Raw genomic sequence first — 13,972 nt, 5'->3', positions numbered from 1 at the left:
TTTTGCCAAGAATTTTGCAAAATTCTTGGGACCCGGATCTGGCCGCTCGTGCAACGCCGGGTGTGGCGCCTGTGCCGGGCGTCGGAGCCTCCGGCGGGGATATTTGGACAAGGAAGAGAGGGCAGGGCGATGGACGGCGGTGAGGTTGCAGGGCTGATGCAGGCGATCGGCGCGCGGGCGCGGGCGGCGGCGGCGGAGTTGGCCTTTGCCCCAGCCGAGACCAAGCGCGCGGCGCTCGTCGCGGCGGCCGAGGTGCTCTGGGACCGGCGGGCGCAGATCATCGCGGCCAATGCGCTCGATCTGGCGCATGGCGCCGAAAAGGGTCTCTCGGCAGCGATGATGGACCGGCTGCGGCTCGACGAGCCGCGGGTGGCGGCAATGGCCGAGGGGCTGCGCGCCGTGGCGGCGCAGGACGATCCGGTCGGCGCGGTGATCGCGGAGTGGAACCGGCCCTCGGGCCTCCACATCCGCCGGGTGCGCACGCCCTTGGGCGTTGTGGGGGTGATCTACGAGAGCCGGCCCAATGTGACGGCGGATGCCGGGGCGCTCTGCCTCAAGGCGGGGAACGCGGTGATCCTGCGCGGCGGGTCGGAGAGCTTTCATTCCTCCGGCGCGATCCATGCCTGTCTGCAGGCCGGATTGACCGCGGCGGGTTTGCCGGCGGATGCGATCCAGCTGGTGCCGACCCGCGACCGCGCGGCGGTGACCGAGATGCTGCGCATGGTCGAGTTCATCGACGTGATCGTGCCGCGTGGCGGCAAGGGGCTGGTCGGCCTCGTGCAGCGCGAGGCGCGGGTGCCGGTCTTTGCCCATCTGGAGGGCATCTGCCACGTCTACGCCGATGGCGCCGCCGATCTGGAGAAGGCGCGCCGGGTGGTGCTGAATGCCAAGACCCGCCGCACCGGGATCTGCGGCTCGGCGGAATGTCTGCTGATGGACCGTGCCTTCTATGCCCGGCATGGCGCCGTGCTGATCGAGGATCTGCTGGCCGCGGGGGTCGAGGTGCGGGCCGAGGGAGAACTGGCCGCCATTTCCGGCACGGTGCCGGCGAGCCCCGAGGATTTCGGCAAGGAATTCCTCGATATGATCATCGCGGCGAAGCTCGTCGACGGGGTGGACGAGGCCATCGCCCATATCCGCCGCTACGGCTCGAACCACACCGAGGCGGTGCTGACCGAGGATGCCGCGGTGGCCGAGCGCTTCTTCCAGCGGCTCGATTCGGCGATCCTCCTGCACAACGCCTCGACGCAATTCGCCGATGGCGGCGAGTTCGGCATGGGGGCCGAGATCGGCATCGCCACCGGCAAGATGCATGCGCGCGGGCCGGTGGGGGCGGAGCAGCTCACCAGCTTCAAATATCTGGTGACCGGCGACGGGACGGTGCGCGGCTGAGGCCGCGCCCCCCTTCAGAAGCCGAGGCGGATCTCCTGCTCGCGCAGGTCGGCGATCAGGCGGCGGTTCTGCCGCTGCAGCTCGCCCGGGATCAGCGCGAAATGCACCTGTGCCGCCGAGATCTCCGGCGCGGCGCGGGGGTTCGACAGCAGTTCCCAGAGCGCGGGGTCGATCTTCATCTTGGTGGCGCTGCCGGTCAGCGCCCAGCGGGTCTCGCTCCGGTCCACCCTGATGCGCCCGCCATAGGCCATCGCCGTCTCGAGGCACTGGATCAAGAGGAAGGCGAGCTTCACCTCGCGCCGGGACAGCTCGGCCGGGCTGCGCCAGTCGATTGCGAGACGGCTGCCCCGCCCGAGGTCGGTGAGGATGGTCTGCACCTCGGGACGTCCGATCCGCTGGTCGCCGGCCGCGGCGCCGAAGGCCACGCGCAGGAAGCGGATGCGGGCATTGGCGCTGGTGACGCTTTCCGAGATCAGCGCGATCTCGGGCCCCTTCACCTGCCCGTCCATCATCAGAAGCTCCACCCCATTGCCGATGGCCCCTATCGGGCTGATAAGATCGTGGCAGATGCGCGACCCGAGGAGGGCGGCGAGATCGGGCTTGTCGGGCATGTACTGAACTCCACTCGTGCGCTGGAAGGAACTGGAAATGAATGCGTTGCTGGAACCGGGTATGCTGGTGCGTCATCCGGGCGAGCCGGATTGGGGTCTCGGGCAGGTGCAATCGAACATCGGCGGGCGGATCACGGTCAATTTTGAACACGCCGGAAAGGTCGTGATCGACGGCAGACACGTGGACCTGCGGATGGTCTTTGATATACAAGGATAATATGGCACCCTGCATTGATTACAAGTAAAGATTGCACAGGTGGCGTGTTGGTCGCAGGGGAGTTGCGCCGCCGCCACCCCAGGCCGCAGGGCCGCGGAGTTGCAATCGCCGGGGGCAGCTTCTAAGTAACGCTGCGATCCGGGCAGGGGGGCTGGACATGATTGCCGACGATCCGCATCTCAGCTTGCGCCTTGCCCGCGACGACCGCGATCTGAGGGCGGCGCAGCGGTTGCGCTACCGGGTCTTCGTGACCGAGCTCGGGGGCGACGGCGATCTGGTCGATCACGACGCCCGGCTGGAGCGCGACGCCTTCGACCCGCTCTTCGACCACCTGCTGCTGATCGACGACCGGCGCGATGCCGCGGCGCTCGACGATGTGGTGGGCGTCTACCGGCTGCTGCCGGGCGAGCGGGTGGCGCGGGAGGGGCGGTTCTATTCCGAGGGGGAATACGATCTCGGCCCGCTGAAGCGGTCCGGGCGCAGGTTGCTGGAGCTGGGGCGCTCCTGCCTGCATCCCGATTATCGCGGCGGGGCTGCGATGTTCCACCTCTGGAACGGGCTGGCCAATTATGTGGCCGAGCATGGCGCCGAGGTGCTGTTCGGCACGGCGAGCTTTCATGGCACCGATCTCGCGGCGCTGGCGCAGCCGCTGTCCTATCTGCATCACAACCACCTCGCCCCCACCGCGCTGCGGGTGACGGCCCGGCCCGGCGCGGGGCAGCGCATGGATCTGCTGCCGCTTGAGGTCATCGACCGGCGGCAGGCGATGCTGGCCACACCGGCGCTGATCAAGGCCTATCTGCGGCTCGGCGGTTGCGTCGGCGAGGGGGCCTGGATCGACCGCGCCTTCAACACCACCGATGTCTGTCTGGTGATGGACACGGCGCAGATGTCGGCAAAGCATCGCGAATTCTACGCCCGCCGTCCGGCACAGGCCACATGAGCGACTGGCTCGAGGGGCGGATGGCGGCGCGGCGGCCCGGGATTGCGGGCTGGCTGCGGGTGATCCTGCGCGGGACGGCGCTGGCGCTGGTCACCTATGGCGGGCTTCTCCTGTTGCTGGCGGTGCGGCTGGTGGAGCGGCCGCTCTGCGGGCTGAACCGCCCCGTCACCCCCTGGATCACCCAAGCCGTCTGTCGCGCGGCTTTCCTGATCCTCGGCATGGGCTACCGGGTCTCGGGTCGGCCGATGGCGGGGAAAGGGGCGATCGTCGCCAATCACGGCTCCTGGCTCGACATCTTTACGCTGAACGCCTGCCAGCGGGTCTATTTCGTCTCGAAGTCCGAGGTCTCGTCCTGGCCGGGTATCGGCTGGCTGGCGCTGGCGACCGGGACCGTCTTCATCAACCGACGGGGGCGCGAGGCGAAGGTGCAGCAGCAGCTCTTCGAGGACCGGCTCCGGGCAGGCCACCGCATCCTGTTCTTCCCCGAGGGCACCAGCACCGACGCGACGCGGATTCTGCCCTTCAAGTCAACGCTCTTCGCCGCCTTCTTCACTCACGGTTTGCAGCACGAGCTGGCGATCCAGCCGGTGACGGTGATCTACCGCCCGCCACCGGGCGAGGATCCGCGCTTCTATGGCTGGTGGGGCGACATGGATTTCGCCGGCCACCTGCTCGCGATGCTGGCGGCGCCCCGGCATGGCTCGGTCGAGGTGCGCTTCAACGAGCCCCTCCCGGTCGACGCCTTCGCCGACCGCAAGGAGCTGGCGCGGGCCTGCGAGACGGTGGTACGGGCCGGGTTCTACTGATCCAGCGGCGCGAGCAGCGCCCGCATCGCCGCGACCGGGTCTTCTGCGCGCCAGATCTCCTCGCCGATGCCGAAGAAGTCGGTGACCGGGCCGAATTGCGCCACCAGCTCCGCCGTCAGCGCGCCCTCGGCCACCACCGGCACCTCGATCATCTCCGACCACCACTCGAACAGCTCGAACTCGACGCGGCTGCCGTCGCCCAGCGGCGTCTCGCCCACCGGGCCGAAGGCGACGTAATCCGCCCCCGCCTCGCCGGCCGAGATCCCCTCGTGCCGGGTCACGCCGCAGAAGGCGCCGACGATGGCATCGCCGCCCAGATCCTTGCGGACCTTGCGGACCGACCGCGCCCCGTCGGTCAGATGCACCCCGTCGAGCCCCAGCCGGTCCACCAAGAGCACGTGGTTCTCGATCACCAGCGCCACGTCGCGGGCATGGGCCACCTCGCGCAGCGCGTCGGCGGCGCGGGCGACCCGGTCCTCGTCGCGGGTGGCGAGCGAGAGGCGGATGCAGGCGATCTCGGTCGCGTCGAGCACCGCGGCGAGGCGCTGCGGGAAGAGCTCCAGCTCGAACTCGGGCGGGGTGACGAGGTAGATCTGCGGGCGCTCGGTATCGGCCATGCTGAAACTCCGGTAGGGGTGGCGGAGGCTATAGCCGAAGCCGGGACGGATTGGAAATCCCATTGCGCGGCGGCCCCGCTTTCCCGTAGGAGGCGCGAAACCCCGGAGAAATGCCATGGACCCCGTCTTCATCCTCGTGCGGCCCCAGATGGGCGAGAACATCGGCGCCTCGGCCCGCGCCATGCTGAACTTCGGCCTCGAGCGGCTGAGGATCGTCGATCCACGCGACGGCTGGCCCAACCCCAAGGCCGTCGCCATGGCGAGCGGGGCGGGGCGGCTGCTTGACCACGCGGGGCTCTTTCCCGACGTGAAGGCGGCCACCGCCGACGTGGACTATCTCTTCGCCACCACCGCCCGCAGCCGCGAGCTCACGAAGCCGATCATGACCCCCGAGCGGGCGATGGAACACGCCCGCGCCCTGACCGCCGCCGGAAAACGCGTGGGGGTTCTGTTCGGGCCGGAGCGGACCGGGCTCGAGAACGAGGATGTGGTGCTGGCGAATGCGATCATCACGGTGCCGGTGAACCCCGAGTTCTTCTCGCTCAACCTCGCCCAATGCGTGCTCCTGACCGCCTATGAATGGCGCCGCCAGACGGTGGAGGTGCCGCCCGAGGTGATGGAGATGGCCCGCACCGATTTCGCCAGCGGCATCGAGGTGGAGAAGCTGGGCGATCACTTCGAGGACCGGCTGGCCGAGGCCGGCTTCTTCCATCCCGCCGAGAAGGAGGCCGGGATGAAGCTCAACCTGCGCAACATGTGGTCGCGGCTGAACCTGACCCGGGCCGATGTCCAGACCCTGCACGGCATGCTGCGCCAGATCGCCTGGAAGCTGAAGCAATAGCGTTTCACGCGTGAAACGCGGGCCAAGCCGCTGATTCAAAACGATGATCTGAAAACCCTTAACCTTTCGGCAACCCCCTCACCCCGGCCTTTAGGATGAGGCCCCGGCAATGGCTCCGCGCGGCGTTCCGTGCCAGACTGGCGCGGCAGCCGCAACGCTTTGGGAGGAGCCATGGCCAGACTCGTCGTGATGTACAAGACACCGACCGATGCCGAAACCTTCAACAGCTACTACCGCGAGACGCATGTCCCGATCGCCAGGCAACTGCCGGGGCTGCGCAGCTACGAGATCAGCACCGGCCCGGTGCTGGCGCCGGGCGGGGCGTCGGATTACCATCTGGTCGCCATCCTCGGCTTCGACGACATCGGCACGCTGCAGGCCGCGCTCGGCAGCCCCGAGGGCGCCGCGGCCGTCGCCGATCTCGATGTCTTCGCCACGGCGGGCGTCGACATCCTGATGTTCGACGACGCGCCCGCCTGACATTTTCTGTCCGCAAATATCCCCGCCGGAGGCTCCCCGGCCCGCCGCGGGCGGAGCCTCGGGCAAAGGGCGGGCGGCAGCGGCGGCGCGCGGGGGCTCGATGCCCCCAAGCGGCGCACCCCCCGCTTCCCGCTGCGGCACGGGGGCGGTCAGGACGGTCGGGCCTTGAAGCGGGGGCGTGGCAGGCCTAGTCTCCCGCGCGACACGGGAGCCCGGGATGGCATTGAAGAAGCGCAGCATATTCGAAGAGGTCGGCACGGGGGCGAAGGCGCCGGTGCCGCAGGCGGGCGGCATCGACCGCGGTCATGGCGGGGCGCGGCGGGGCATCCGGCTCTGGCTGATGCTGCTGTTCGCGCTGGTCATGGTGATGATCGTCGTCGGCGGGCTGACCCGGCTGACCGATTCCGGCCTGTCGATCACCGAGTGGAAGCCCTTCACCGGCGCCATGCCGCCCTTGGACCACGCGGCCTGGATGGTGGAGTTCGACAAGTATCGCGCCAGCCCGCAATACCAGTTGCAGAACAGCGGCATGAGCCTGACCGCCTTCCAGACGATCTACTGGTGGGAATGGGGCCATCGGCAGCTCGGCCGGGTGATCGGCCTCGTCTGGGCGCTCGGCTTCTTCGGCTTCCTCGTCGCGCGCAAGATCCCGCGCGGCTGGGTGCCGCGGCTGCTGCTCCTGGGTACGCTCGGCGGGCTGCAGGGGGCGATCGGCTGGTGGATGGTGGCCTCCGGCCTGCAGGAAAACCAGGTCACGGTCGCATCCTACCGGCTGGCGACCCACTTGGGCCTCGCCTTCCTGATCCTCGGCTTCATCGCCTGGTATGTCTTCCTCCTCGGGCGCAGCGAGGCCGAGCTGATCCAGGCACGGCGGCAGCGCGAGGCGAAGCTCTTCGGCATGTCGACGGGGCTCATGCATCTCGCCTTCGTGCAGATCGTCTTTGGCGCGCTGGTCGCCGGCATCGACGCCGGCCGTGGCTTTCCGACCTGGCCCGACATGAACGGCGAGTTCTTCCCCTCGAACGCGCTCTATGTGCCGGGCGTCACCGCGCTCTCCGACCCGCAATATTGGGTCGGGCTCCTGGACAACCCCGGCCTCGTGCAGTTCGTCCACCGGATGACCGGCTATGTGCTGGCGCTGTTCGGCGTCGGCGTCTGGATCGTCGCCCGCAAGTCGGTGCATCGCGCCACCCGCCGGGCCGGGCACATGGTCGGGCTGATGATGCTGGCGCAGATCGCGCTCGGCATCGGTGCCGTGCTGACGGCGGCGCAGTGGCATGCGGCGATCAGCCATCAGGTCGGCGCGGTGATCCTCTGGGTGCTGATCATCCGCCTGCGGCATCTGGCGCAATATCCCCGCGTGGGGTCGATCCGAAAGGGAACCGTATGAGTGCCGATATCGCCTTCACCGAGCTGATGGAATTCCAGCGCCAGACCGAGGCGCTGGCGCAAGTCGCCGGCCGTCTGGGCTGGGATCAGGAAACCATGATGCCGCGCGGCGCCGCCGAGCAGCGCTCGGAAGAGATGGCGGCGCTGGAAGGCGTGCTGCACGAGCGGCGCACCGATCCGCGCATCGCCGACTGGCTGATGGCGGCGGCGGCCGAGGATGACGAGGATGCGGCCCAGCTGCGGCTGATCCGGCGCAGCCACACGCGGGCGACGAAGGTGCCCTCGCGGCTGGCGCAGGAGATCGCCCGCGTCACCTCGACCGCGCAGGGCATCTGGGCCGAGGCGCGCGCGGCGGATGACGTGGCGCTGTTCCTGCCGACGCTGACCGAGGTGGTGCGGCTGAAGCGCGAGGAGGCGGCGGCGCTGGCCGACGGGCGCGACCGCTACGACGCCCTGATCGACGATTACGAGCCGGGCGCCACCGCGGCCACGCTGGGCGCGATGTTCGACCGGATGCGCCCGCGTCTGGTGGCGCTGCGCGAGGCGGTGCTGGGGGCCCCCTACCAGCCCGCGCCGCTGCAGGGTCATTTCGGGCTCGAGGCGCAGGTGCGCATGGCGCGCGATCTGGCCGCGACCTTCGGCTATGACTGGACGCGCGGGCGGATGGACATGGCGGTGCATCCATTCTCCTCGGGGTCCGGCAGCGACGTGCGCATCACCACGCGGGTGGTGGAGACCGATCCGTTCAACTGCTTCTACTCGACGGTGCACGAGGTCGGCCATGCCTGCTACGAGCTCGGCATCGACCCCGATTACGCGCTGACCCCGATCGGGGCGGGCGCCTCGATGGGGGTGCACGAGAGCCAGAGCCGGATCTACGAGAACCAGCTCGGCCGCAGCCGCGCCTTCACCGGCTGGCTGTTCCAGCGGATGAGCGAACGCTTCGGCGATCTGGGCCTGCCGGATGCCGAGGCCTTCTACGGCACGGTGAACCGGGTGCAGTCCGGCTTCATCCGCACCGAGGCCGACGAGGTGCATTACAACCTGCACATCATGATGCGTTTCGATCTGGAACGCGGGCTGATCCGCGGCACGCTGGAGGTGGCCGATCTGGAAGAGGCCTGGAACGCCCGCTTCCTGCAGGATTTCGGCGTGGCGGTGGACCGGCCCTCGCATGGGGTGCTGCAGGATGTGCACTGGTCGGTCGGGCTCTTCGGCTATTTCCCGACCTACACGCTGGGCAATCTCTACGCTGGCTGCCTGATGCAGGCGCTGCGCGAGGCGGTGCCCGATCTCGACGAGGCGCTGGCGCGGGGCGAGACCCGGGGGGCGACCGGCTGGCTCAGGGAGAACCTGCAGCGGCATGGCGGGCTCTACACCCCGCACGAGCTGGTGACCCGGGCCTGCGGCTTCGAGCCGAGCGAAGGGCCGCTGCTCGACTATCTGGAAACGAAGTTCCGCGACATCTACCGGCTCTGACGGCCGGTTTCCTGCGTCATCTTGGCATAGATATCCGCAGGGGTGCGGGGGACGGCAGTCCCCCGCGTCTTCCGTCAGAGCGACCAGTCCGGCTTGCGCTTTTCCAGAAAGGCCGCGATGCCTTCCTCGGTGTCGCGCCAGAGCATGTTCCCGGCCATGACCTCCGCCGTATGGGCATAGGCCCCGGCCAGATCCATCTCCAGCTGCTCGTAGAAGGCGCGCTTGCCGATCTTCACCGCCGCCGTGAGCTTGGCCGCGACCGTTTCGGCCAGGGCGCGGGTTTCCTGCGCGAGGGTGTCCTGCGGCACGACGCGGTTGACGAGGCCCAGTTCGCGGGCGCGGGCGGCGTCGAGGAAGGCGCCGGTGGTCAGGAGCTCGAAGGCCTGCTTGCGCGGCAGGTTGCGGCTGAGCGCCACCATCGGGGTGGAGCAGAACAGGCCGATGTTCACACCGTTCACCCCGAAGCGGGTGCCTTCGGCGGCCACGGCCATGTCGCAGCTGGCGACGAGCTGGCAGCCCGCAGCGGTGGCGATGCCATGGACCTCGGCGATCACCGGCTGCGGCAGGCGCGGGATCTGCTGCATCAGCGCGCCGCAGCGGGCGAAGAGATCGGCGAAATAGGCGGCGCCCCTGTCGGGGGCGGCGCGGGCGGCCTGCATCTCCTTCAGGTCGTGACCGGCGCAGAAGGCCTTGCCGGCGCCGCGCAGCACGATCACCCGGATCGAGCCGTCCTCGGCCAGTGCCTCGAAGGATGTGGAGAGCGCGTCGAGCATCGCGTCGGAGAGCGCGTTGAGGCTGGCGGGCGTGTTCAGGGTCAGCGTGGCGATGCCGCCCTCGTCTTGGCGCAGCAGGATCTCGGTCATCTTGTCTTCCTCCCCGGTTTGCCGCAGCCTAGCGGGCGCGATGCGGGGAGGGAAGCCAGGGTGCAGGCAATGACGGGGGCGGAGCTTGCGGGCTTCCTGCAACGGGATTTTCCCGAGGTGGCCGGGGATTTCGCGCTGGAGGGCGAGGGCGAGGCGTTGGCGCTGCGGCTGCTGGTGCAGCCGCGGCATCTGCGGCCGGGGGGCACGGTCTCGGGGCCGTCGATCTTCGGGCTGGCCGATGTGGCCTTCTATCTGGCGCTGCTGTCACGGATCGGGCCGGTGGCGCTGGCGGTGACCACCGGGGCCTCGATCGATTTCATGCGCAAGCCCTCGGCGGGGCGCGACCTGATCGCGCGGCCGCGCATCCTGAAGCTGGGGCGGGTGCTGGCGGTGGGCGATGTGCTGATCTGGTCGGAGGGCGGGGACGAGCCGGTGGCGCGGGCGAGCCTGACCTATTCCATCCCGCCGCGCTGAGCGCCGCGCCGGGGTAGGGGCGGGGCAAAATCCTTGAGGAAGGATTTTGCAAAAGTTTTTCTGGAAAACTTTAGCGCGCCGGAGCGGTGCGCGTGGTGCCCCGGGGCTTCGGGCGACGGGGGGCTGTCTGCCCCCCGGCCGGGCCTTCGGCCCGGCGCCCCCCGAGGATATTTCTGCAAGGTGAGGGGCAGGCGCGGCGCCTGCCTGCCTTTCGTCAGTCCTTGGTATGCTTGAAGCGGCCGTCAACGGTGGCGCCGTTCTCGATCACCACGCTGCGATAGGTGACATCGGTGGTCATCTGCGCCGCGGCGCGCACGATCAGGTTCGAGCAGGAGAGCCGCCCGTCGAGCTGGCCGCGCACCTCTACCGTTTCGGCGCTGACAGTGCCGGTCGCCTTGCCGTCGGGGCCGACCATCAGGCCGCGCGCGGTGATCGTGCCCTCGACCTCGCCCATCACCTCGATGCTGCCGGCGGAGGTGATGTCGCCCACGATCTTGAGATCGGCGCCGAGCGTCGATTTCGAGGCATTGGAGCCGTTGCGCTGCGGGCCCGGATCGGCGGGTTTGTTCTGCATGTCTTTCCCTCTCTCGCGCCCCCGGCTGTGGAGGCAGGATGTGGGGCGTGGCCCGCACGGTCTAGCCGATAGAGGCCGAAGCTCGCCACCCGGTCAAGAGGTTGGTGGGGGATTTCCGCCCAAGCGTGGACATGGCGCGGGGGCGATGCTCTGATGCCGGCGGGAATCGGCCAAGGGAGACGGCATGTCGACGACAGGTGATGAGCAATTTTTTCGTCCGGTTTCGGGGTTCGATCTGCCGCGCTTTGCCGGGGTGCCGACCTTCATGCGGCTGCCGCATGTGCCGCTCGACCATCCGCGGATCGGCGAGGTGCAGGTCGGGCTGATCGGCGCGCCCTGGGACGGGGGGACGACCAACCGGCCCGGGCCGCGCCACGGGCCGCGGCAGCTGCGCGACCTCTCCACCATGATCCGGGCGGAGAACGGCATCACCGGGGTGCGGCCCTTCGAGGCTTTGCGCTGCGCCGATCTGGGCGATGTCGGGCCGAACCCGGGCGATCTGATGGACACGCTGGCGCGGATGGAGGCCTTCTATGCCGAGGTGCGGCGGCTGGGCATCCTGCCGCTGACGGCGGGGGGCGATCATCTCTGCTCGCTGCCGATCCTGCGGGCGCTGGCGAAGGACCGGCCCTTGGGGATGATCCATTTCGACAGCCATACCGATCTCTTCCACAGCTATTTCGGCGGCACGATGTATACCCATGGCACGCCCTTCCGCCGGGCGGTGGAGGAGGGGCTGCTCGATCCGAAGCGGGTCTGCCAGATCGGCATCCGCGGCACCGCCTATGACCGGGAGGACCGCGACTTCGCCGCCTCTGTCGGCATCCGCATCATCCCGATCGAGGAATTCCATGCCCGCGGCGTCGAGGATGTGATGGCCGAGGCGCGCGAGATCGCCGGGGCGGGGGAGACCTATGTCTCCTATGACATCGATTTCGTCGATCCGGCCTATGCGCCTGGAACCGGGACGCCGGAGGTGGGCGGGCCGACCTCGTGGCAGGCCCTGCAGGTGGCGCGGCTCTTGCAGGGGGTGAACATTGTCGGGGCCGATCTGGTGGAGGTCTCGCCGCCCTTCGACGCCTCGGGGGGGACGGCCTTCCTCGGGGTGTCCATCATGTTCGAGATGCTCTGCGTGATGGCTGAAGCGGGGGCGCGCGCATGACGCAGGATCTGATCCTGACCAATGCCCGCGTCCTGACCATGGATGCCGGGCGGCCCGAGGCCGAGGCGGTGGCGGTGGCCGCGGGGCGGATCGTCGCCGTGGGGACGCGGGCCGAGGTGGAGCGGCTGGCGGGGCCCGAGACGCGGGTGATCGATGCCGGCGGGCGGACGCTGCTGCCGGGCTTCGTCGAGAGCCATCTGCATCTGGTGCTGGGCGGGGCGGAGCTGGCGCATCTGCAGATCGGCGGGCTGCACGGGGCCGAGGCGCTGGCCCGGGCCTTCCGCGGCTTCGCCGAGGCGCATCCGGAGAGGCCGCTGTTGATGGCGCAGGGGGCGGATTACGGCATGCTCGACCGGCCGGTGACGCGGCAGGATCTGGATGCGATCCTTGCCGACCGGCCGATCGCCATGACGGCGCATGACCATCACACGGTCTGGGCCAATACCGCGGCGCTGCGGGCGGCGGGGGTGCTGCATGGAGCGGTGATGCCGCACGGGCATGAGGTGGTGATGGGGCCGGACGGGCTGGCCACCGGCGAGCTGCGCGAGTTCGAGGCCTTCGCCCCGGTGATCGCGCTGGGGGGCGAGGCGCGGCTGAACCTCGGGATCGCCACCGGGGAGGAGCCCTCGCCCTGGCCGGCGGAGGCCGAGCAGGCGATCGACCGGGCCAAGGTGGCGCGCGGGCTCAGGCATTGCGCGGCGCATGGCATCACCTCGATGGTGAACATGGATGGCAACCGCTACACGCTGGAGCTGCTCCGGGCCTTGCAGCGCGAGGGCGGGCTGACGGCGCGGGTGAAGGTGCCGTTCCACTTCAAGCCGCATATGGAGCTTGCGGCGCTGGCGCGGGCCGAGGAGATGCGGCGCGACTTCGACGACGAGTGGCTGTCCTCGGGTTTCGTCAAGATGTTCATGGACGGGGTGATCGACAGCCGCACGGCTTATCTCTTGAACGATTATCCCGGGATGCCGGGACTGCGGGGCGAGCCCTTGTTCTCGCCCGCGCGCTTCGCCGAGATCGCCACCGAGATCGACCGGAGGGGCATGCAGATCGCGGTGCATGCCATCGGCGACGGGGCGGTGCGGCAGACCATCGACGGCTATGAGGCGGCGCAGCGCGCCAATGGCCCGCGCGACAGCCGGCACCGGATCGAACATATCGAGATGATCGACCGCGCCGATATCGCCCGGCTGGGGGCACTCGGCATCACGGCGAGCCTGCAGCCGCCGCATCCGCCCGGCGCGATGGACTTCCCGTTGCAGCCGACGCTGGAGGTGATCGGCCGCGACCGCTGGCGCGACAGCTATCTGTGGCGCAGCCTGGCCGAGGCGGGGGCGCCGGTGGCCTTCGCCTCCGACTGGCCGGTGACGGATGTCTCGGTGCTGCGCGGCATCAGGGCGGCGCTGACCCGGGCGCCCTACGAGGGCTGCGCCGACGAGCGGCTGGGGCTGATTGCGACGCTGCAGGCCTATACCGCGGGCGGAGCCTGGGCCGCGCATCGGGAGGCGATCACCGGCCGGATCCGCCCGGGGCTGGCGGCGGATCTGGTGCTGCTCGGCGGCGATCTTCTGGGCACGGCGCCCGGCGAGATCGGCGGGATGGGAATCGCGCTGACGATCTGCGGCGGGCGGATCACCCATGCGGGGCCCGGATTTGCCTGACGGAGCCGCCTCGCGCGCCCCTAGTCGGCGGAGAACCGGGAAGGGCAGGGGGGCGGACGGGCGATCTCCTGCCTCTTTCGGCGCCACAGGGCGAGAAAAATCCCTGCATTCCTTGGCTCTGACAAAAAATCGTCACGTAGGCCGAAATTTCCGCTTGCGGGTTCCCGGTACTCGCCCTAAAACCCGCTTCACCGAGACGACGGAACGATCGAAAGACGGAACGGACGGACGAGGGAGCGGTTGGAGCGATCCAGCAGCGACGGAAATTCGGGATGCAAGGCGGTGGTTACGCTGAAGGTTTCAGCGTGCAGCCTGTTTTGTGTCCGTGCTCTTTGACATTGATGATATCTGAAGAGATATGCGGGCGGTTTGGTCGTTTCGACGTGCGAACGCTAGCATATCGGCTCTCTAGGGACCTTGGTTCCGATGATGAGAGTGACAAGCTTCACTGTTTTGCGGCTTT

Annotated in this window: 15 protein-coding genes; 11 read left to right on the top strand and 4 right to left on the bottom strand. The window is 69.1% G+C overall.

Features of this window, described 5'->3' with window-relative positions; translation table 11 throughout:
* Nucleotides 1-129: 129 nt before the first annotated feature.
* A complete protein-coding gene (locus AC3A5Z_RS23355) occupies nucleotides 130-1,392 on the top strand; it encodes a glutamate-5-semialdehyde dehydrogenase (protein ID WP_487521669.1) in 1,263 nt (420 codons plus the stop codon).
* Between the two features lie 14 nt (nucleotides 1,393-1,406).
* On the opposite strand, the gene AC3A5Z_RS23350 is transcribed toward AC3A5Z_RS23355, so the two are convergent.
* Entirely contained in the window at nucleotides 1,407-2,003 is a 597-nt protein-coding gene (locus AC3A5Z_RS23350) for a histidine phosphotransferase family protein (protein ID WP_487521668.1), read from the bottom strand.
* 37 nt (nucleotides 2,004-2,040) lie between these two features.
* On the opposite strand from AC3A5Z_RS23350, the gene AC3A5Z_RS23345 reads away from it, so the two are divergent.
* The 3 genes from AC3A5Z_RS23345 to olsA all read left to right on the top strand — a co-directional run bounded on the left by AC3A5Z_RS23345 (nucleotide 2,041) and on the right by olsA (nucleotide 3,969).
* The gene (locus tag AC3A5Z_RS23345; RefSeq protein WP_487521667.1) at nucleotides 2,041-2,220 is read left to right on the top strand and encodes a DUF3553 domain-containing protein; all 180 of its coding nucleotides are present in this window, start codon (nucleotides 2,041-2,043) and stop codon (nucleotides 2,218-2,220) included.
* 157 nt (nucleotides 2,221-2,377) lie between these two features.
* Nucleotides 2,378-3,163 carry an L-ornithine N(alpha)-acyltransferase gene (gene olsB, locus AC3A5Z_RS23340; protein ID WP_487521666.1) on the top strand — a complete coding sequence of 262 codons (786 nt, stop codon included), beginning with the start codon at nucleotides 2,378-2,380 and terminating at the stop codon, nucleotides 3,161-3,163.
* Nucleotides 3,160-3,969 carry a lyso-ornithine lipid O-acyltransferase gene (olsA, locus tag AC3A5Z_RS23335; RefSeq protein ID WP_487521665.1) on the top strand — a complete coding sequence of 270 codons (810 nt, stop codon included), beginning with the start codon at nucleotides 3,160-3,162 and terminating at the stop codon, nucleotides 3,967-3,969. Before olsB ends, olsA begins: the two co-directional genes overlap by 4 nt.
* Here the strand turns inward: olsA and AC3A5Z_RS23330 are convergent.
* Nucleotides 3,963-4,586 carry a thiamine phosphate synthase gene (locus tag AC3A5Z_RS23330; protein WP_487521664.1) on the bottom strand — a complete coding sequence of 208 codons (624 nt, stop codon included), beginning with the start codon at nucleotides 4,584-4,586 and terminating at the stop codon, nucleotides 3,963-3,965. The two genes, olsA and AC3A5Z_RS23330, sit on opposite strands and share 7 nt — an antisense overlap.
* Nucleotides 4,587-4,701: 115 nt before the next feature.
* Here AC3A5Z_RS23330 and AC3A5Z_RS23325 point away from each other — a divergent pair, with 115 nt between their 5' ends.
* From AC3A5Z_RS23325 to AC3A5Z_RS23310, 4 genes are all read left to right on the top strand, one after another.
* The gene (locus tag AC3A5Z_RS23325) at nucleotides 4,702-5,427 is read left to right on the top strand and encodes an RNA methyltransferase (protein WP_487521663.1); all 726 of its coding nucleotides are present in this window, start codon (nucleotides 4,702-4,704) and stop codon (nucleotides 5,425-5,427) included.
* A 171-nt stretch (nucleotides 5,428-5,598) separates the two neighbouring features.
* A complete protein-coding gene (locus AC3A5Z_RS23320; RefSeq protein WP_487521662.1) occupies nucleotides 5,599-5,907 on the top strand; it encodes an EthD family reductase in 309 nt (102 codons plus the stop codon).
* Between the two features lie 217 nt (nucleotides 5,908-6,124).
* On the top strand, nucleotides 6,125-7,297 hold the full coding sequence (ctaA, locus tag AC3A5Z_RS23315) for a heme A synthase (protein WP_487521661.1): 1,173 nt from the start codon (nucleotides 6,125-6,127) through the stop codon (nucleotides 7,295-7,297).
* A complete protein-coding gene (locus AC3A5Z_RS23310) occupies nucleotides 7,294-8,775 on the top strand; it encodes a carboxypeptidase M32 (RefSeq protein ID WP_487521660.1) in 1,482 nt (493 codons plus the stop codon). The genes ctaA and AC3A5Z_RS23310 overlap by 4 nt, the downstream gene beginning before the upstream one ends.
* A 74-nt stretch (nucleotides 8,776-8,849) precedes the next feature.
* On the opposite strand, the gene AC3A5Z_RS23305 is transcribed toward AC3A5Z_RS23310, so the two are convergent.
* Nucleotides 8,850-9,638, bottom strand: coding sequence for an enoyl-CoA hydratase (locus AC3A5Z_RS23305; RefSeq protein WP_487521659.1), 789 nt, complete (start codon nucleotides 9,636-9,638; stop codon nucleotides 8,850-8,852).
* Between the two features lie 69 nt (nucleotides 9,639-9,707).
* Between AC3A5Z_RS23305 and AC3A5Z_RS23300 the strand changes: the two genes are divergently transcribed.
* A complete protein-coding gene (locus AC3A5Z_RS23300; protein ID WP_487521691.1) occupies nucleotides 9,708-10,112 on the top strand; it encodes a PaaI family thioesterase in 405 nt (134 codons plus the stop codon).
* Between the two features lie 214 nt (nucleotides 10,113-10,326).
* Here the strand turns inward: AC3A5Z_RS23300 and AC3A5Z_RS23295 are convergent, their stop codons facing one another.
* Nucleotides 10,327-10,686, bottom strand: a complete 360-nt coding sequence (locus AC3A5Z_RS23295) for a bactofilin family protein (RefSeq protein ID WP_487521658.1) — start codon at nucleotides 10,684-10,686, stop codon at nucleotides 10,327-10,329.
* A gap of 184 nt (nucleotides 10,687-10,870) precedes the next feature.
* Between AC3A5Z_RS23295 and AC3A5Z_RS23290 the strand changes: the two genes are divergently transcribed.
* Nucleotides 10,871-11,848: an agmatinase gene (locus AC3A5Z_RS23290; RefSeq protein WP_487521657.1), complete on the top strand. Its 978-nt coding sequence runs from the start codon at nucleotides 10,871-10,873 to the stop codon at nucleotides 11,846-11,848.
* Nucleotides 11,845-13,509: an amidohydrolase gene (locus tag AC3A5Z_RS23285; protein WP_487521656.1), complete on the top strand. Its 1,665-nt coding sequence runs from the start codon at nucleotides 11,845-11,847 to the stop codon at nucleotides 13,507-13,509. The genes AC3A5Z_RS23290 and AC3A5Z_RS23285 overlap by 4 nt, the downstream gene beginning before the upstream one ends.
* Nucleotides 13,510-13,972: the final 463 nt, after the last annotated feature.

The sequence above is a fragment of the Cereibacter sp. Soil_C_27 genome (genome assembly GCF_057657095.1).
This window is presented reverse-complemented; position numbering and strand designations above follow the sequence as displayed.